Origin of the sequence: Clostridium weizhouense, from assembly GCF_019431045.1 — a bacterium.
Lineage (GTDB): Bacteria > Bacillota > Clostridia > Clostridiales > Clostridiaceae > Clostridium > Clostridium weizhouense.
The window spans coordinates 123,567-141,461 of record NZ_JAHXPT010000007.1 but is presented as its reverse complement, the minus strand read 5'-3'; the positions used below and the strand labels follow the sequence as shown (position 1 = coordinate 141,461).

General features: G+C 25.5%; 16 protein-coding genes, 1 riboswitch and 1 other annotated feature. Of the genes, 6 read left to right on the top strand and 10 right to left on the bottom strand.

Going from position 1 to position 17,895, the window contains the following annotated elements; genetic code table 11:
- Nucleotides 1-5: 5 nt before the first annotated feature.
- Complete coding sequence (gene hydE, locus KYD98_RS10250) at nucleotides 6-1,058, top strand: [FeFe] hydrogenase H-cluster radical SAM maturase HydE (RefSeq protein ID WP_219779831.1); 1,053 nt, start codon at nucleotides 6-8, stop codon at nucleotides 1,056-1,058.
- A gap of 50 nt (nucleotides 1,059-1,108) precedes the next feature.
- Here hydE and KYD98_RS10245 read toward each other — a convergent pair whose 3' ends face one another.
- On the bottom strand, nucleotides 1,109-1,954 hold the full coding sequence (locus tag KYD98_RS10245; protein WP_219779829.1) for a YitT family protein: 846 nt from the start codon (nucleotides 1,952-1,954) through the stop codon (nucleotides 1,109-1,111).
- 55 nt (nucleotides 1,955-2,009) lie between these two features.
- Nucleotides 2,010-2,753, bottom strand: coding sequence for a DUF3298 and DUF4163 domain-containing protein (locus tag KYD98_RS10240; protein WP_219779827.1), 744 nt, complete (start codon nucleotides 2,751-2,753; stop codon nucleotides 2,010-2,012).
- A gap of 404 nt (nucleotides 2,754-3,157) precedes the next feature.
- Between KYD98_RS10240 and KYD98_RS10235 the strand changes: the two genes are divergently transcribed.
- On the top strand, nucleotides 3,158-4,087 hold the full coding sequence (locus KYD98_RS10235; protein WP_219779825.1) for a polysaccharide deacetylase family protein: 930 nt from the start codon (nucleotides 3,158-3,160) through the stop codon (nucleotides 4,085-4,087).
- 116 nt (nucleotides 4,088-4,203) lie between these two features.
- Here the strand turns inward: KYD98_RS10235 and KYD98_RS10230 are convergent, their stop codons facing one another.
- Complete coding sequence (locus KYD98_RS10230; RefSeq protein WP_219779823.1) at nucleotides 4,204-5,208, bottom strand: anti-sigma factor domain-containing protein; 1,005 nt, start codon at nucleotides 5,206-5,208, stop codon at nucleotides 4,204-4,206.
- 715 nt (nucleotides 5,209-5,923) lie between these two features.
- On the opposite strand from KYD98_RS10230, the gene ispF reads away from it, so the two are divergent.
- On the top strand, nucleotides 5,924-6,406 hold the full coding sequence (ispF, locus tag KYD98_RS10225) for a 2-C-methyl-D-erythritol 2,4-cyclodiphosphate synthase (RefSeq protein WP_219779820.1): 483 nt from the start codon (nucleotides 5,924-5,926) through the stop codon (nucleotides 6,404-6,406).
- Between the two features lie 88 nt (nucleotides 6,407-6,494).
- Here ispF and KYD98_RS10220 read toward each other — a convergent pair whose 3' ends face one another.
- The 3 genes from KYD98_RS10220 to KYD98_RS10210 form a co-directional block, all read right to left on the bottom strand.
- A complete protein-coding gene (locus tag KYD98_RS10220; protein ID WP_219779940.1) occupies nucleotides 6,495-7,091 on the bottom strand; it encodes a hypothetical protein in 597 nt (198 codons plus the stop codon).
- A gap of 344 nt (nucleotides 7,092-7,435) precedes the next feature.
- On the bottom strand, nucleotides 7,436-8,764 hold the full coding sequence (pgtP, locus tag KYD98_RS10215; protein ID WP_219779818.1) for a phosphoglycerate transporter protein PgtP: 1,329 nt from the start codon (nucleotides 8,762-8,764) through the stop codon (nucleotides 7,436-7,438).
- Between the two features lie 36 nt (nucleotides 8,765-8,800).
- Nucleotides 8,801-9,361, bottom strand: a complete 561-nt coding sequence (locus KYD98_RS10210; RefSeq protein ID WP_219779816.1) for a glycerol-3-phosphate responsive antiterminator — start codon at nucleotides 9,359-9,361, stop codon at nucleotides 8,801-8,803.
- Between the two features lie 325 nt (nucleotides 9,362-9,686).
- On the opposite strand from KYD98_RS10210, the gene KYD98_RS10205 reads away from it, so the two are divergent.
- Both KYD98_RS10205 and thrS read left to right on the top strand, forming a co-directional pair.
- Nucleotides 9,687-10,097 (top strand): HNH endonuclease signature motif containing protein, encoded by a 411-nt coding sequence (locus tag KYD98_RS10205; RefSeq protein WP_219779814.1) that lies wholly within the window; start codon nucleotides 9,687-9,689, stop codon nucleotides 10,095-10,097.
- 123 nt (nucleotides 10,098-10,220) lie between these two features.
- Nucleotides 10,221-10,433 (top strand) — a binding site (T-box leader).
- Between the two features lie 62 nt (nucleotides 10,434-10,495).
- Nucleotides 10,496-12,427 (top strand): threonine--tRNA ligase, encoded by a 1,932-nt coding sequence (thrS, locus tag KYD98_RS10200; RefSeq protein WP_219779812.1) that lies wholly within the window; start codon nucleotides 10,496-10,498, stop codon nucleotides 12,425-12,427.
- Between the two features lie 321 nt (nucleotides 12,428-12,748).
- Here the strand turns inward: thrS and KYD98_RS10195 are convergent, their stop codons facing one another.
- Together KYD98_RS10195 and KYD98_RS10190 are read right to left on the bottom strand one after the other, a co-directional pair.
- Nucleotides 12,749-14,014, bottom strand: a complete 1,266-nt coding sequence (locus KYD98_RS10195; RefSeq protein WP_219779810.1) for an O-acetylhomoserine aminocarboxypropyltransferase/cysteine synthase family protein — start codon at nucleotides 14,012-14,014, stop codon at nucleotides 12,749-12,751.
- 96 nt (nucleotides 14,015-14,110) lie between these two features.
- Nucleotides 14,111-14,218, bottom strand: a riboswitch (SAM riboswitch).
- 138 nt (nucleotides 14,219-14,356) lie between these two features.
- Nucleotides 14,357-14,938 carry a 5-formyltetrahydrofolate cyclo-ligase gene (locus KYD98_RS10190; protein WP_219779808.1) on the bottom strand — a complete coding sequence of 194 codons (582 nt, stop codon included), beginning with the start codon at nucleotides 14,936-14,938 and terminating at the stop codon, nucleotides 14,357-14,359.
- Nucleotides 14,939-15,328: 390 nt separating this feature from the next.
- Here KYD98_RS10190 and KYD98_RS10185 point away from each other — a divergent pair, with 390 nt between their 5' ends.
- Nucleotides 15,329-15,889, top strand: a complete 561-nt coding sequence (locus KYD98_RS10185; protein ID WP_219779806.1) for a beta-class carbonic anhydrase — start codon at nucleotides 15,329-15,331, stop codon at nucleotides 15,887-15,889.
- A gap of 227 nt (nucleotides 15,890-16,116) precedes the next feature.
- On the opposite strand, the gene KYD98_RS10180 is transcribed toward KYD98_RS10185, so the two are convergent.
- A complete protein-coding gene (locus KYD98_RS10180; RefSeq protein ID WP_219779804.1) occupies nucleotides 16,117-16,533 on the bottom strand; it encodes a hypothetical protein in 417 nt (138 codons plus the stop codon).
- A gap of 115 nt (nucleotides 16,534-16,648) precedes the next feature.
- A complete protein-coding gene (locus KYD98_RS10175) occupies nucleotides 16,649-17,410 on the bottom strand; it encodes a formate/nitrite transporter family protein (RefSeq protein WP_219779802.1) in 762 nt (253 codons plus the stop codon).
- Between the last annotated feature and the right edge of the window lie 485 nt (nucleotides 17,411-17,895).

Below are 17,895 nucleotides of genomic sequence, written 5' to 3'. Positions count from 1 at the left end.
GTTCTATGTATACAATACTTGAAAAAGCTAAACTTACTCATGAATTAGATAAAAAAGAAATATTGGACTTGTTAAAAAATGATGATATAAATGAAGATTTATTCAAAGCGGCTAATGCTGTACGTGAAAAATATTTAGGAAATAATGTGCATTTAAGAGGCTTAATTGAATTTACGAATATTTGTAAAAGAAATTGTATGTATTGTGGGCTAAGAAGAGATAATAAGAATATTAAAAGATATAGATTAACCAAAGAGGAAATATTAGAATTTGCAAAAAAAGCTGTATCTTATGGTTATAAAACTTTAGTCCTTCAAGGTGGCGAAGATGACTTTTTTACTAAAGAACGTATGGTAGAAATAGTTAAAGAAATTAAAGAGTTAGATGTAGCATTAACATTAAGTTTAGGCGAAAAAACTTATGAAGAATATAAAGCTTTTAAGGAAGCTGGAGCTGACAGATATCTTCTACGTATTGAAACTACTGATAAAAAATTATATGAAGATATGGATCCATTGATGAGTCATGAGGAAAGATTAAACTGTCTGAAAAATTTAGGTAACTTGGGATATGAAGTTGGAAGTGGTGTTTTAGTAGGACTTCCTAATCAAACTTTAGAATCTTTAGCTAATGATATATTATTTTTTAAAAAAATAAATGCAGATATGATTGGAATTGGTCCCTTTATACCTAATGATGATACTCCCTTAAAAGATTGTGAAGGTGGACAGTTTACACTTGCACTAAAAGTAATGGCTATAACTAGATTATTGCTTCCTGATATAAATATTCCTGCAACTACAGCTATGGAATCTTTAAACAAAAATGGACGTCTAATTGCACTCCAAAGTGGTGCTAATGTAGTTATGCCAAATGTTACCGAAGGTGAATATAGAAAGCTTTATGCTTTATATCCAGGAAAAATATGTACTGGCGATACTCCTGCTCATTGTAGAGGATGCATTACTGGTAAAATTACATCTATTGGATTAAAAGTTTCAGATGGATATGGTTTTAGAGGAAATTCAAATAATAATTCTCATACTAATTTAATATAAAATTTTTAAAGGATGTCTCAAATTTATGCATTTTTAAGGCATCCTTTTTATTATTCAAGAATATTTTTAAATCCTTTACCCAGTACTTCAGTTGTTTCATTTACTGTTATAAAAGCATTTGGGTCATATATTTTCATAAACTTTTTTAATTTAATAAATTGAGCTCTACTTAATATGGTTAAAATTATACAATGTTGCTTTTGAGTATATCCACCTTTTCCATAAAAAACAGTGCACCCTCTCTTAACATCTTTTGTTATATGATTTACTACAAGCTCTTCTTGTTCTGTAAATATCATAACTTGCTTGCATAAATTAAATCCATCGATAAATTTGTCAACTAAAATTCCAATTAAATATACACTTAATAGTCCAAACAAACCTAGTTCAATACCAAATGTATATATAGCCAATAATATTACTATAGAATCAGATATTAAAAGACCTTTTCCAAAATCTATATGGCAATATTTATTTAATATTTTGGCTGTTATGCTAGTACCTCCTGTAGTTGCATTTTGAGTGAACATAATTGCTGTTCCCATTGCTAAAAGTACACTACCAAATATTGTAGCAAGAACTAAATTATTTGTTATTGCCATAACTTTAATGTTCTTTTCTATTATTGATAATATTATTGATAAACCAAAAGCTGCATACATGCTTTTAATTCCAAAACTACCTCCAATAAAAACAAAAGCTAAAATAAATAAAATTATATTACATATTATCATTATTATTCCTGGTTCAGTCCCTAGTATATTATGTATTATTAAAGCAAGACCTGATACACCACCACAGGCTATATTATTAGGAAAGAAGAAGAATTCAAACCCTAAAATAATAATTATTATTCCTATTGTTATTATGAAATACTCTTTTAATAATTTTTTCATCATTCTTCTCCTTTGATAATTTCTTTATTGTTTCTATAAATATACAAATAAATTTTTAGTCACTAATTTTATCATAATAAATAAAATTCTTATCAAATAAACTTAATGGTACTTTAAATTCTGGTATACCAGCTACATATGGAGCTATATCATATAATTGATAATATATAATTAAATCTTTTCCTTTTATATAAAAATTCTGATTTTCTTCAATTCCTTTAAATTCACTACCAGAATCAAAATATTTATCTGGTTCACTCTTTATTTGTTTTGTTATTTCTTTATTAATTATTTCCTTATAATTATAATTTAAAATAAATATATCTTTTAAATTTAATAAAATCTCTTTATTTTTATCTATAGTATAAGAAGTTCTAGTTGTCATACCATGAGCTCCACCTAAAAATTCATAGTAATCATTATAAAAACTTAATATATTATCATTATTTTTTGTAATAATAGGTTTAGATACAATTTCATACGGGAAAGTTGGCTGAACCCCTTCAATATTTTCAAAATATTCTTTTGAAGTTTTTTCTGCCTCTTGAACTTTAGGAATTATATCATCACTTATCTTTTTATTTATTAAATTTACTTTATTCGAGTCTTTTCCATCCTTAAGTTCTAAAATAGTAATATCTTCTTTTAAGTAACTGAAATTTTTCCCTATAGACTTTTCCACAACTTCCACTATATTTCCCTTATTTAATTCAAAACTTGTCAACATATGTTGTGGATAGATTTCTGATAAAATTAACGGAAGTGATAATGTTATTATAATATTTGAAAATAGAGACATCTGCTTCCTCCTCCTCTTTTATTCAACAATACTATTTTTATCAAATATTCACAAAATACACATGTAACTTTTTGTATATTAGATAACTTTATAACATTTTATCCACAGGCACCTGTGGATAATGTTGATAAGTGAAATTTTTTCCATTTATTTAAATGATATATAAAAATTACTGTCTATCACTCTTTTATATTATAAATATAAATACTACTTACCCATAACAAATAATATTGTTATTAATCTAAATATGTTTCTATGAATAATATTATTATATTTGTTGATAGAAACATATTATGTTAAAATTTTTTTATACTATTTTGTATAATAAATTATTAAATAGATAGTATATACAATATATTAAAGAAAATACTAACTTAAATACATACTTATAGGAGGATACTATATTGAAAATTCCAAATAAACTTTTCACTAAAAATACTATTTTAATATTTATAATTTGTATTTTAATTTTAGTAAGTGGAGGATATTTAACATATAAAAAATTATCTGATTCTAATACTTCAACTATAGAAAATACAACTACTGATAATGATAATAGTAATGATTCTAATACTTCAATAAGTAATGATGATGCTAATAATTCTTTATCTAATAATTCTGAGCAAGAGAAGAAACTACCTGAAAAGAATATTAATTTAGTTAATGAAAATATAGGCGTGCCTGTACTATACTATCACTCAGTTCAACAAACTGAGGATAATGAAGTAACTATTTCTCCACAAAAATTAAGAAATGAACTTAGATATATAAAAGATTCAGGTTATACAACAATAACAATGCGTGAGTTGCAAGATCATTTATTGAATAATTCTCCAATTCCTGAAAAAAGCATAGTTATAACCTTTGATGATGGTTATATGAATAATTACACTAATGCTTTTCCAATATTAAAAGATTTAGGTATGAAGGCTACTATTTTTTGTATTACATTTAAATTAGATGGACAATATTATCTTTCTGAACATGCAATAAAGGAAATGTCTAACTACGGTATAGATATTGAAAGTCATACGGCTGGACATCCTGATCTTACTACAATGACATATGAAGAGCAGTTATCAGAATTTAAAGAATCTAAAGAAACTTTAGAAGCAATAACAGGAAAACCTGTTATAACAGTTGCTTACCCTTATGGTAATTATAATGCTGATAGTATGAAAGCTGCAAAAGATGCTGGCTTCAGTTTGGGATTTACAACCAAATTAGGTCTTGCTGATAGAGATGATAATCCATTTTCACTCGATAGAATTTATATAAATTCTAATTATACTATGGATACATTTAAAAATTTGTTATCAAATACAAAAAAATAAATTTAAATAGTATTATAGTAATCTATTTTACAATACAAGAAGCAGAAAAGTGAGTTATTTTTATAACTCACTTTTAATATCATCTGTGTTTTAAGCAAATGTTGCTATTTTAAACTTTATTCATATAAATTTTTACTTAATTTATGTTGATTTCCACCATTATTTATTAATATTGGAATATTCTTTTCATTAGCAAATTTACTCGTTTCCTTTAATGTTCCATACTCCAATGTCTTGCCACTTATTGTTATCAACATTTTGTCTTTTTGTGGTATCATATCATTTTCTGATGCATCTTCTAAAATTTCTTTTATCGCTATATCAATATTTTTATTTAAGAGATCAGTTTCAACAATAATTTTTTTTCCTTTATCGGTTGGCGAATATGCATAAATTACCTTGTTCAAAAAATTAAGTTCCAGTTTTATTGTTGAAGTTGTATTCAAAATTACTGTAGATTTAACTTTACCATAATAATTATATAGTCCTGCTCCTAAAATTATCAATATAAATGCCATAATAGAAATATGTAATTTATAATGTCTTAAGCCTGCTTTTTCCTGTCCACTAGCTTCTTCTCCAATTCTTATCTCTCTATTAGTTTTTATTTTAATAAATTCCCCTGATGATGTTAGTATACATGAACTTCTTTTAAATGACTGTATTGCAATACCTCTATAAAGATTTGATTTCTTTCTAACATTTATAGACTTAACAGCCTTTTCTGTTTCTTCTATTCTAAAATAATCTTGTATACATTTATACTCAGGATTTAAGAAAATTATATAATACATCAATATATAATCTCTCCACTTTTTTAGAAAGTTATCTTTTATCTTAAGTTGCTTTGAAAATTTACTTATTGGTAAATCTTTTTTTCTTTCTATTATTTCTACCAACTCATTATTTTGAACTATATAATAAGATATATTTAAAATAATATTTTTTTGCTTCTCTGTAGGAGGATAATCTATCAAATCTTTAATTAGTATCTTATATAAAGATATTTCTTTTAAAAATAAATTAATCTGCTTATTTCTGTTTTCTTCTGCTCTATCCCCAATTAAAATCATGCTTGGAATTGATGAAAAAGTATATTTACTGCTATTAAACTTATTCATATTTATATAATTCCTCCAAATTTATTCTTTTTCGTGAAAAATATCTATTTAAACACGTTTTTAAACTTTCTAATATCAAAAATTTAGTTTTTTCATATTATATTATTATATCATAGAAATTTATTCTACTACTAACATTGATTTACTTGATAACATTTTCATATCAAGTTCATTAATCTTGCTACTTAAGAATAAATTTTTAATTCTCTACCTAAAATCAATACTTTTTTCTTAATATCTCCTAATTATATATATATCTTTTTAATCATATATTACTTATAAATCAATATTTGTGGAGATTATTATGCAAAAAAAAATTATATATGTGGATTTTGTAAACAAGAAAAAAATAAGTTTTTTTAATTTTTTATTAAAGCGCATATCGTCTTATATACATCTTAAAATAAAACTAATATCCATTCATAAAAGTTATCATGTTGAAAATAATAAATACAAAAATATTAAATAAGTATATGTAAAATTGATTACTATAATCTAAAATGATAAAATATATATATAAGCTCCAATAAAGTTTATTTATTAATTAACTAATATAACTCGGAACTTATATAGAAAATTTATTGTATATATTATTCTAATTAAATAACATTAATACACATATTTATTTTCTATTAAAGATCAAATGAAAACTTATATAATGTATTAAGTTAATTTAGAAAATATATATTTAAATAACATTGAAAGGATATTGTATATGAGAATTGGACTTGGTTATGATGTGCATAAATTAGTTGAAAATAGAAAATTGATTTTAGGTGGAGTTGAAATTCCATATGAAAAAGGATTATTAGGACATTCTGATGCTGATGTATTATTACATGCTATAATGGATTCTTTATTAGGAGCATGTGCTTTAGGAGATATAGGTAAACATTTCCCAGATACAGATTCAAAATTTAAAGGGGTTTCAAGTATTAAGCTTCTAGAAGAAGTACGTAATTTAATTTCTATAAATGGTTATAATATAAATAATATAGATGCTACAATAATTGCTCAAAAACCTAAAATGAGTCCATATATAGACTCCATGAAAGAAAATATAGCAAATACTTTAAAAATAAATATTGATAATATTAATATTAAAGCAACTACAGAAGAAGGGCTTGGATTTACTGGTGATTGTCTTGGAATTTCTGCTCAAAGCATTTCTTCTGTTATAAAAAAAAAAACTCTTTAAACATACTAAAAATTTAAAACGTATATCTTATTACTCTATATAGGGAATAAGATATACGTTTATATTTTTATTTATAATAAATTTATGTTTAAAATACTTCAGTTAATTTTTTTAACAAAATATTTCTAAATTGTTCTGCTTTAATTTTATCTTTTAATCCATACTTACAAATATTTTCCCATTCTTCTAAAGAAACACCTATTTTATTTTCTATCTCTTCCTTTGTATTAGTAATCAAACCTGATGTTACTACAAACTCACCTAATTCTTCAGGTGTTTTAAATACTTTTAAATACAAAAACCTATTACTGTCTCCACTCCAATTGCTGTTAAATCCTCTAATAAACTTTTTTACTTCTATTCCTATCTTACTTACCGGGACATCCCACATCTTTTTTAATTTTTCATAATCTGATCTCATTTTTAATGCTGTCTCTTTATTAATTTGCTTTAATTTTTCGCCCTCTTTAATAATTGCTTCAACTGTTAAAGAAGGTATATTAGTAACAGACTTTCCATTACCGTTTATCCAATAAAAAAATGCTTCTTGCAAAAATGAATATTGAAAATATCCTAGCAAACTTTTTTCATTCGGTACATATCCCCAAATACTACTTACGCCAGTGGTTTTGTTAAATATAAGTGTATGAAAATAAAAACTTTTTTCTGTCGGTGGCTTTTGCATAAACATATGACCTCTTATTGTTGTGTTCTTACTTATAACATTTTCCCAAAACTTAAAAGAATTATATTTTTCTTGCATTAACATCACCTTCCCCATTATATCCATTATTTTATTTATTAATTATTCATAGTTTTATTATATCTATATTATACAGTATGTTATACCTTATAAACAAATTGTTTATACTATTAAAATCCTCTATTTTTTTACCATTTTTTCCAATATATTTTTTATGAATAACAAAAAATGTACTTAATTAAAAATATTTTAATTAAGTACATTATATATTAATAATTTATATAATATGGGATTGGTCAATTTATATAATATTATTTATACCTTGATTATGATGTTTTTTTGGCTGCTATATTATGAGAATTCCATGTAAATGATAAGAAGAATATTGCTAATACTGATGAAATCATTAATAATATAAATCCTCCATCCCAGCTAAACTTATCTACAACAGCTCCCATAGCTATTTCTGCGGCTACTTGTCCGCCCATATATCCAAATAAACCTGTAAATCCTGCTGCTGTTCCTGCTGCCTTTTTAGGTACAAGATCTAAAGCACTAACTCCTATTAACATAACTGGTCCATATATTAATGCACCAATTGATGCTAAGGCACAATTTATTGCTAATGGACTTGAACTCTTCCAGTAAACAAATGTTGCAATTCCAACACCTATCATACATATAATTCCTATTGGAGCACGTCTTCCATGGAAAATATGGTCACTAATCCAACCAACTATAATAGTTCCAGGGATTGCTGCGTATTCAAATAAAGCAAATGCAATAGATGAATCTTTTGGATTAAAATTTCTGACTTCTTGTAAATATGTTGGAACCCAGTTTATAACTCCATATCTAACTAAATATACAAAAACATTAGCAAGTGCAATACACCATAATAACTTATTATTTAATACATATTTAAATAATATTTCTTTAGCTGAAAGTTCTGCTTCAGCATCCTCAACTTGTTCATTAACTTCTGGATAATCATCCATATATTCTTCGATAGGTGGTAAACCAACTGATTGAGGAGTATCTTTTGCAAATATCATATAAACTATACCACCAACAATTGCGATAATAGCTGGTAAATAGAATGATCCTTTCCAACTTCCAAATATAGATACCCCCATTAATACTACAGTTGCTATGAATCCTCCACCTACATTATGAGCTGTATTCCATATAGACATCTTAACTCCACGTTCACTATCAGAGAACCAGTGAGTCATTATTCTACCACATGGAGGCCATCCCATTCCTTGGAACCAACCATTAAGTAACATTAGTATAAACATAAATCCTATATTAGTTGCATTAGGTAAAAATAAATTAGTAACACCTGATAATATAAGACCTATTGCTAAGAAAAATCTTGGATTGGACCTGTCTGATACATTTCCCATTACAAACTTACTTACTCCATAAGCTAGTCCAAGTGCAGAAGCAACAAAACCAACTTCTGTCTTAGTAAATCCTTGATCAATAAGATATACTTTAGCTAATGAAAAATTGCTTCTTACAAAGTAATAAATAAGATAACCAACATATATACTTATAAAAACTTGTATACGATATCTTTTATAGCTTGAAGATATTTTTTCTTCAGGCATTCTCTCAATATGAGGTGCTGGTTTTAAAAAATTTAACATAAAAATCTCCCCTTTAAAACGTTTACTTTAGGTGCATTATATATCCCAAATTTCTTTTTTGGTTGTAGATATACATGTTGCACCAAATTTTAATGCTGATAAAACTTCTTCTTTATTTTCAATTAAACCACCTGTAATGATTGGTTTTTTAGAATTCTTTGATAAATTATTTATAACTTTAGGTAATAGTCCTGGTAAAATCTCTATTGCATCAACTCCTGATACAAAATGATTTTTAATATTTAATAGTGATAGTGTATCAAATACAAAAAATCTCTGAATAGCTATCAAATCATATGCTTTAGCTGTCTTTAATACATGAGGCTTTGTACTAATAATTCCATTAAATTTAGTCTTTTCTTTTAGATAACTAATTACAATCTCTCTATTTGAAACAAATCCATCGACTAAATCTATGTGGATTATACCCACTTTTCCATGATCATCTATTAAATCACTTATCTTTTTAATGTTCATTATATCTCCAAATAATACAAATATTATTTTTACTGAAGACTTTAAAGCTAAATTCAACTCCTCTTCATTTTTTACTGAAGCTATAATTGGGTTCTCTTCTAATAACTCTACAACACTCATAAGCATACCCCCTGTATAACGTTTACTTTTTAGCTTTAACTAACTTTGTATTATTAACTAAAAAGTATCTCTAACCTTATTTATATAATACCAATGAATTTTTTCAAAAATTAATCTCAATTGTTTCGAAAATGTAACAATTTAATTGTTATAAAATCATACTATATAAATAAAGATGTATTTTTTAATAAAAAATGCTTAAATTAATTAAGAAGCTATAGAATTCATATAATGTAATTCTTAACAGCTGATCATTAATATGTAAATTGATATTTATGTCTATTTATTTTATAATATTAGCATAAGCTTTTAAGGAGGAACGTCTTTGTATTTATGTGAAATATGTAAAAAGAAAGCCGATATACATCATATTGTACACAGAAGTGAGGGTGGCTTTGATATAAAATTAAATTATAAGTATTTATGTGCATATCATCATAGAGGAAAATTAGGACCTCATCATTGTGATGAAACCGATATTAAGTACAAGCTTGAACTTCAAGAAAAGCTGTTCTACCTTCTTCAAAAAGATTATTATAAATTTAAAGATTTAGCAGATATATTAGAAATATCTAATAATCAACTTAAACGAATAGTACGAAACTTAAAATTATATAAAGAAGGCTATAAAAAACTGGATATAATTGTTACAATTATGGGTGGTAAATTATATTCAGAAGAAATGCTTCTAAATTTAAATTTAGATAAATTAATTGATAATATAAATAAAAACTAGAATATTTATGTTATATTCTATAAACCCCACTCTATTCCAAATTTTATAATTTAATCAATAAATATTTTTCTATGATTTTATTGACATAAAAAAATCAAGTGATTATAATAAGAAATAGTATAAATTAACACGTTGATGAGGACAGTAAACTAAAACCTTATTTTCAGAGAGAGAATATATTGCTGGAATTATTCTTAAATAACTTTAGTTGAAAACCACCTCTGAGTGACTTTAATAAAGTCCGTTATTATCACGTTACGATAAATTTAAGTGACCTAAATTTATTTATAGTTTAGGTAATTAGAGTGGAACCACGAATATTACTTCGTCTCTATTTTTAGAGACGGAGTTTTTTTTATAAATTTATAATATTTACATAACTGAAAGGAGTTTTTTCAATGATAAAAGTAACTTTAAAAGATGGTTCAGTTAAAGAATTTGAACCTGGATTATCTATTTATGAGATAGCAAAATCAATTAGTGAAGGATTAGCTAGAAACGCTTGTTGTGGTATAGTTGATGGTACAGTTTGTGATCTTAGAAAAGAAATAAATCAAGATATATCACTAAGTATTTGTACATTTGATTCTCAAGAAGGTAAGGACGCAGTAAGGCATAGTATATCTCATGTTTTAGCTTATGCTGTAAAAAGATTATTTCCTGAAACTAAATTAGCTATAGGACCTTCTATTGCAAATGGCTTCTATTATGATTTTGATAAAGATGTAGCTTTTACTGCTACTGATTTAGAAAAACTTGAAGCTGAAATGCAAAAAATAATTAAGGAAAATCCTTCAATAGAAAAATTTGAACTTCCAAGAAACGAAGCTTTAGAATTAATGAAAGCTGAACCTTATAAAGTAGGATTAATTAATGAACTTCCTGAAGGTGAAGTAATTTCATTCTATAAAATTGGTGAATTCACTGATTTATGTGCTGGTCCTCACATTATGACATTAAAACCAGTTAAAGCAATAAAACTTATTAGAAGTGCTGGTGCTTACTGGAAAGGTAATGAAAAAAATAAAATGCTTAGCAGAATTTATGGTACTGCATTCTTAAAGAAATCAGAACTTGAAGAATTTTTAGAAGCTTTAGAAGAAGCTAAAAAAAGAGATCATAATAAATTAGGAAGAGAGTTAGGTCTATTTACAACTGATGAAAATGTAGGTCAAGGTCTTCCTCTACTAATGCCAAAGGGAGCTAAAATAGTTCAACTTCTTCAAAGATGGGTTGAAGATGAAGAAGAAAAAAGAGGATATGTATTAACTAAAACTCCTTTAATGGCTAAAAGTGATTTATACAAAATTTCTGGCCACTGGGATCACTATAAAGATGGAATGTTTGTATTAGGTGATGAAGATAAGGATGATGAAGTATTTGCTTTAAGACCAATGACTTGTCCATTCCAATACACTATATATAATGCTGAACAACACAGTTATAGAGATCTTCCAATAAGATATGGTGAAACTTCTACTCTATTTAGAAATGAATCTTCAGGAGAAATGCATGGACTTATAAGAGTTAGACAATTTACTCTAGCTGATGGTCATTTAATTGTAACTCCAGAACAATTAGAAGAAGAATTCAAAGGTGTAGTCGAATTAATTCAACATATAATGAAAACATTAGGTATCGATGAAGATATAAGCTATAGATTCTCTAAATGGGATCCAAATAATACTGAAAAGTATATCAATGATCCTGAAGCTTGGAATAAAACTCAAGATACAATGAGAACTATCTTAGATCATTTAAAGATTGATTATGTTGAAGCTGATGATGAAGCTGCATTCTATGGTCCAAAGCTTGATTTACAATTTAGAAATGTTCATGGTAAAGAAGATACATTATTCACAGTTCAAATCGACTTTGCTCTAGCTGAAAGATTTGATATGAGCTATGTAGATAAAAACGGTGAAAAGAAACGTCCATACATCATTCATAGATCATCAATTGGTTGTTATGAAAGAACTTTAGCAATGCTTATAGAAAAATATGCAGGTGCATTCCCTACTTGGCTTTCTCCAGTTCAAGTAAAAGTCTTACCAATATCAGATAAATACAATGATTATGCTGAATCAGTTGTTAAATCATTAAGAAATAAGGGTGTTAGAATTGAAGCTGATTATAGAGCTGAAAAAATCGGTTATAAAATCAGAGAAGCTAGACTTGAAAGAACTCCTTATATCTTAGTTGTTGGAGAAAAAGAAGCTGCTAACAATGAAGTTTCTGTAAGAAGTAGAAAAAATGATGATGAAGGTGCTATCAAATTAGATGCATTTACTGAAAGATTATTATCAGAAATAGCTAACAAAGAAAGATAAAATTTACTATAAATTTAAGTAGTGTATAAGAAAAAACTTATACACTACTTTTTCTATTGTTCATAATATATTTTAAACAGTGTTGATATTCTAGTATAAGGGCGAACTGTCATTGGAATTTGATTTTTAGAACTTTTAAGTGAAAGTCAAAAGTGAGAATTCAAATTTTATATTTGGTTCTTCGAACTTTCACAGAGTGCAATTTTATATTTTGCTACTTGAACTTACCCAGCAAATGTACATGAGTCAGTTTCCTATTTAAGTTCTGTCCATGAGCTTTATACTACAATATCAACATTTACTTAAAAGATAGCGTAAATATTAAATTTTATCTAGTGCTTGTTTAATATCTTCTAGTATGTCATCAATATTTTCTAATCCTACAGACAATCTAATAAGTCCAGGAGTTATTCCCGCTGCTATTAATTGATCATCTGTAAGTTGTCTATGAGTTGAACTTGCAGGATGAAGTACACATGTACGAATGTCCGCAACATGTACTACCTTCGATGCTAATTTTAAATTATCCATAAATCTAATTGCGTTTTCACGATTCCCTTTTATAGAAAATGATATTACTCCACTACATCCCTTTGGTAAATACTTTCTAGCAATATCATTATATTTATTACCTTTAAGTGTTGGATAATTTACAAATTCAATTTGATCACATTTATTTAAAAATTCTGCTACTGATTCTGCATTTCTACAATGTGTTTCCATTCTTATATGAAGAGTTTCTAACCCTAAATTTAAAAGGAAAGCTGAATTAGCTGATGGATAAGCTCCTAAATCCCTCATTAATTGTACTCTTGCCTTTGCAATATATGCAGCTTTTCCAAATTGCTTTGTATATATTACACCATGATAAGAATCATCTGGTTCTGTAAACTCTAAGAATTTATCATTTTTCCAGTCAAAATTTCCACTGTCAATAATTACACCACCAACTTGAAGTGCATGTCCATCCATATACTTAGTAGTAGAATGAATTACTATATCTGCACCAAATTCTATTGGTCTACAAAGAATAGGTGTTGCAAATGTATTATCAATTATCAATGGAACATTATTTTTATGTGCTATCTTAGAAAACTTTTCAATATCAAAAATTGAAATGGCAGGATTTGCAATTGTTTCTCCAAAAACAGCCTTTGTATTTTCTTTAAACTCTTTTTGTATATCTTCTTCACTTGCATCAGGATCAACAAATGTGCACTCTATTCCAAATCTTTTAAGTGTTACTGCAAAAAGATTAATTGTCCCCCCATATATAGTAGATGCACTTATAAAATGATCTCCAGATTTAAGAATATTTAATATACTTATTAATGAAGCTGCCTGTCCTGATGTAGTGCAAAGAGCACCTACACCACCTTCTAATGATGCTATTTTTTCTTCAACAGCCCCAACTGTCGGATTAGAAATACGAGAATACATATGACCATCAGCAGTTAAATCAAATAATTTTCCTATATGTTCTGTCGAATCATATGTATAAGTTGTACTTTGATAAATAGGCAATACTCTTGGCTCTCCATTTTTAGGATAATACCCTTCATGTAAACATTTTGTTTCAATATTCATAATAATAGCCCCCTAAAATTTATAAAATAAAAGCTATTTCTCTTTAAGATAGAGAAATAGCTTATAAAACAATATAACTTTAAAACTATAATGCATCTCTTATCTTTCAGGTAAATACCTGCAGGATTTAGCACAATTCTAACTTATGTAGTTAGCTGTTGCTAGGCTTCATAGGGCCAGTCCCTCCACCATTCTTAATAACAGATTATTTTTAATATACATTAATTATACTCTAAAACTAAATATTTGCAATAAAATTTATTATAATAAAATATAAATATTTTATTTTTTAACTATCCATACCATCCAAACATATTACAGTAATAATAGTGTAGCATATGATTATTTTTTACAATTAATATCTTCTCTTTCAGTTATTATATATTCTATTGGAATATCATGAATATCTGTAGGCACTTTATTTATAACTTGGAAGTTATAAGCTAGAGCGACTTTATTTAATGGCTTTGATATTTTTTCTAAATATCTATCATAATATCCTGCACCATACCCCATTCTTCCTCCATACTTATCAAATGCGACACCTGGCATAATTATTAAATCAAATTTATTAGGATTTTCTGCTGATTCATCTTCTGTCGGTTCTAAAATTCCATATTTATCTTCAATAAGATTTTCTAATGATAATATTTTTACTGCTTCCATTACTTTTGTTTTATAATTCGTTCTAGGTACATAAATATTTTTCTTATCCTCTAAAGCTTTTTTTATAATATTTTTAGTATCAATTTCTGAATTATAAGATACATATATAAAAATATTCTTACTTTGTAAATAGAATTTACTTTGTAAAAATTTATTGTATATTATTTTATCAAATTTTATTTTATTATCTAAACTTATTTTATCTCTAATTTTTAATATTCTTTTTCTTAATTCCCTTTTTTCCTCTATTAAACTCACTATAATATACGCCCCTTAAAAAATAATTCTATTTAAAATATTTAAATATATAACTACTTATATTTTATTATACATAAGTATATCCAAAATTTATTATTTAAACAACTAAAAAATATAATAAATCTTGTATGTTCTTAGAAAAAATCCATATGAATTTTTTAAGTTTATATTTAATAAAAAAAGATTTAATTGTATAATCTATTTAATATATTCTAATTAATCTAATGCACTTATATTTTTTATTTAACTTCTATAAAAAATAAATATCTGCATTAATATTATTTAATTAGAATTATACATAATAAATTTTCTATATAAGTTCTAATTATACTAAATTAGCGAATAATTTTTTATCAGAACTTATATAAATTAAAAAAGGTGGGGCAATAAATGAGTAAATTAGAAGAAATAATCCAATACAACAATCAATTTGTAGATAATAAAAAATATGAAGAGTTTATTACAACTAAAACTCCCAAGAAGAAAATGGTTATATTATCATGCATGGATACTAGATTAACAGAATTATTACCAAAAGCTATGAATATCAAAAATGGAGATGCAAAAATAATAAAAAATGCTGGTGCAACAATAGTACACCCTTTTGGAAGTGTTACAAGAAGTATACTAGTCGCAATATATGAATTTAATGCAGAAGATATTTTCGTTGTAGGCCATCATTGCTGTGGTATGAGCAATTTAGATACAAAAAGTCTTGTAAAAAAAATTATAGATAGAGGCATTCCAGAAGAAACATTATCTATATTAAATAACTCAGGAATAGATGTTGAAAAGTGGCTTCATGGATTTGAATCTGTTGAAGATTCTATAAAAGAAAGTGTAAAAATGATAAAAAATCACCCTCTAGTCCCTAAAGATATAAAAGTACATGGGTTAATTATGAGTCCTGAAACTGGGAAAATTGACATAATTGTAAATGGTGATCTTTAAATTATATTTAATATAACTCTATCTAGATAAAAGTTATTTATAATGAAAATATATTTTAACATAATATTAATACTATAATATAAAATTTATGACTAATAATAGTTCATTTTAAAAATTCTAAAGAAAAAGTTAGAATATCTAAAATAATATGTTTTATTAAGATATTCTAACTTTTATTATTTATGTAACTTCCCATTAAATATATTTTTAATTTTATTTCATATAGTTTAAACTTCATAGTCGTCAAAAGAAATTATTGGTTTTTTAAAAACCACATCTTTTTTTATACTATAATTTTCTTTATCTATAGTAACTCTATAAATATTAGGACAGTCTTCTTCTCTCCACTTTTTCATATAATTTATATTAACTTCTGTCTCATTATAATACTTTTCATCATAAAAATCTGAGAATTCTAAATATGACAATATACTATCTATATCTAAAACTAATTCTTCTTTATTTATATTTCTAAATATTGGAACAAAAAATCTTAATGGTATTTCATAATTATATCTACCTTTAATCTTTTTCCCTTCGATTATAGCCCTTTTAAATAATAAATTATTTTCGTCAATACTTTTAATCTTTAATTTAAAAATTATTTTATTTTGTTTATTTTTTTCTAATTTAACTTTAATCATCTATTCACCAACTATCACAACAATAAAATTCTATAAATATATTTTATCATTCAAAATAGTCTATGTCTAAATTTAGTATTATACATAAATAGACCCCTTAATATTATATAATACTTTATTCTTTTACACTCATAATTTTTAATGGTAATGCTAATAATACAGCTCCTCCTATAATATTTCCAAATGTAACCCAAAATAAATTTTTTGCTATTAAAGTTAATGGTAAACCACCTGATGAAAAATATCCTACTGAAAAAATCCCCATATTAGCTATGCTGTGTTCAAATCCTGCAATAACGAAAGCAAATACACACCAAAACATCATTATAAGTTTTCCACTTTCTGATTTTAGCCTTATTGTTGATAATACACCTAAGCATACTATGAAATTACATAGTATTCCTCTTAAAAACATATCCATTATTGGAAGATGTAATTTTATTTCTACTATATTGGCAACATACTCTTTAATCAAATTCATAGATGCACCACTTTTCACAAAAATAAATGATAAAATTATTGCTCCTATAAAATTTCCTAAATAGCTTAACCCCCAAACTCTTAGAACCATTTTAAAAGTACACTTTTGAGTATAAAAACCCATTCCCATAATTAAATTGTTACCAGTAAAAAGTTCTCCTCCTAAAAATACAATTAATGCTAATGCTATTGAAAATGTAGCTGCAACCATAATTTTTGAAACTTCTGGATGATTATTAATTAATACTGCTCCAGTTGTGTAAGAAAGTATTATTGCTACTACTAAATAAAACCCCGCAACAACTGCTCTAATTAAATATTTAATTGTATTAGCTTTTGATAAATTATATTTGTTTTTTGCTGAATTCGAAATAATATCCATATCACTAGTGTACATACTTTTCTCCTTTACTCATTTAAATATATTTTAAGATATACTAAATTATATATATTATAAAATTGTTATTGTTTGTCCACTTTAAAATTTATATTAATATAATAAATTTTATTGGGAACCTTTTATTATATATAAAATTGTACTCTCTTAAGTTTTTATTAAAAACATGGGTAAAAAGGGCAAATTATATCTCTATTTATAGTAATTAAACTTATTAAATTAATACTCTTTTAACTAGATGATTAAAACTCTATATAATTCTAATTGCATAATATAAATTTTTATTTTTTATAATTAATCAAATAAAAAATTATAATAAGTATATTAACTTAATTAGAATAAATATTTAGAACACTTTAATTAGGAATTATTTCAAACTCTATTCTCTCTATTTATATAATACCTTCTTAAATTCTCAAAATAATATTGTTAACATTTTAACAATATTATTTTAATATAATTTATTAAATTATTCAATCCATTAA

Coding starts and splice junctions, on each gene's coding strand:
- thrS (WP_219779812.1), top strand. CDS start 10,496: ATGATAAAAGTAACTTTAAAAGATGGTTCAGTTAAAGAATTTGAACCT.
- ispF (WP_219779820.1), top strand. CDS start 5,924: ATGAGAATTGGACTTGGTTATGATGTGCATAAATTAGTTGAAAATAGA.
- KYD98_RS10185 (WP_219779806.1), top strand. CDS start 15,329: ATGAGTAAATTAGAAGAAATAATCCAATACAACAATCAATTTGTAGAT.
- KYD98_RS10210 (WP_219779816.1), bottom strand. CDS start 9,361: ATGAGTGTTGTAGAGTTATTAGAAGAGAACCCAATTATAGCTTCAGTA.
- KYD98_RS10220 (WP_219779940.1), bottom strand. CDS start 7,091: ATGCAAAAGCCACCGACAGAAAAAAGTTTTTATTTTCATACACTTATA.
- KYD98_RS10240 (WP_219779827.1), bottom strand. CDS start 2,753: ATGTCTCTATTTTCAAATATTATAATAACATTATCACTTCCGTTAATT.
- KYD98_RS10180 (WP_219779804.1), bottom strand. CDS start 16,533: ATGATTAAAGTTAAATTAGAAAAAAATAAACAAAATAAAATAATTTTT.
- pgtP (WP_219779818.1), bottom strand. CDS start 8,764: ATGTTAAATTTTTTAAAACCAGCACCTCATATTGAGAGAATGCCTGAA.
- KYD98_RS10195 (WP_219779810.1), bottom strand. CDS start 14,014: ATGAATATTGAAACAAAATGTTTACATGAAGGGTATTATCCTAAAAAT.
- KYD98_RS10230 (WP_219779823.1), bottom strand. CDS start 5,208: ATGAATAAGTTTAATAGCAGTAAATATACTTTTTCATCAATTCCAAGC.
- KYD98_RS10245 (WP_219779829.1), bottom strand. CDS start 1,954: ATGAAAAAATTATTAAAAGAGTATTTCATAATAACAATAGGAATAATA.
- hydE (WP_219779831.1), top strand. CDS start 6: ATGTATACAATACTTGAAAAAGCTAAACTTACTCATGAATTAGATAAA.
- KYD98_RS10175 (WP_219779802.1), bottom strand. CDS start 17,410: ATGTACACTAGTGATATGGATATTATTTCGAATTCAGCAAAAAACAAA.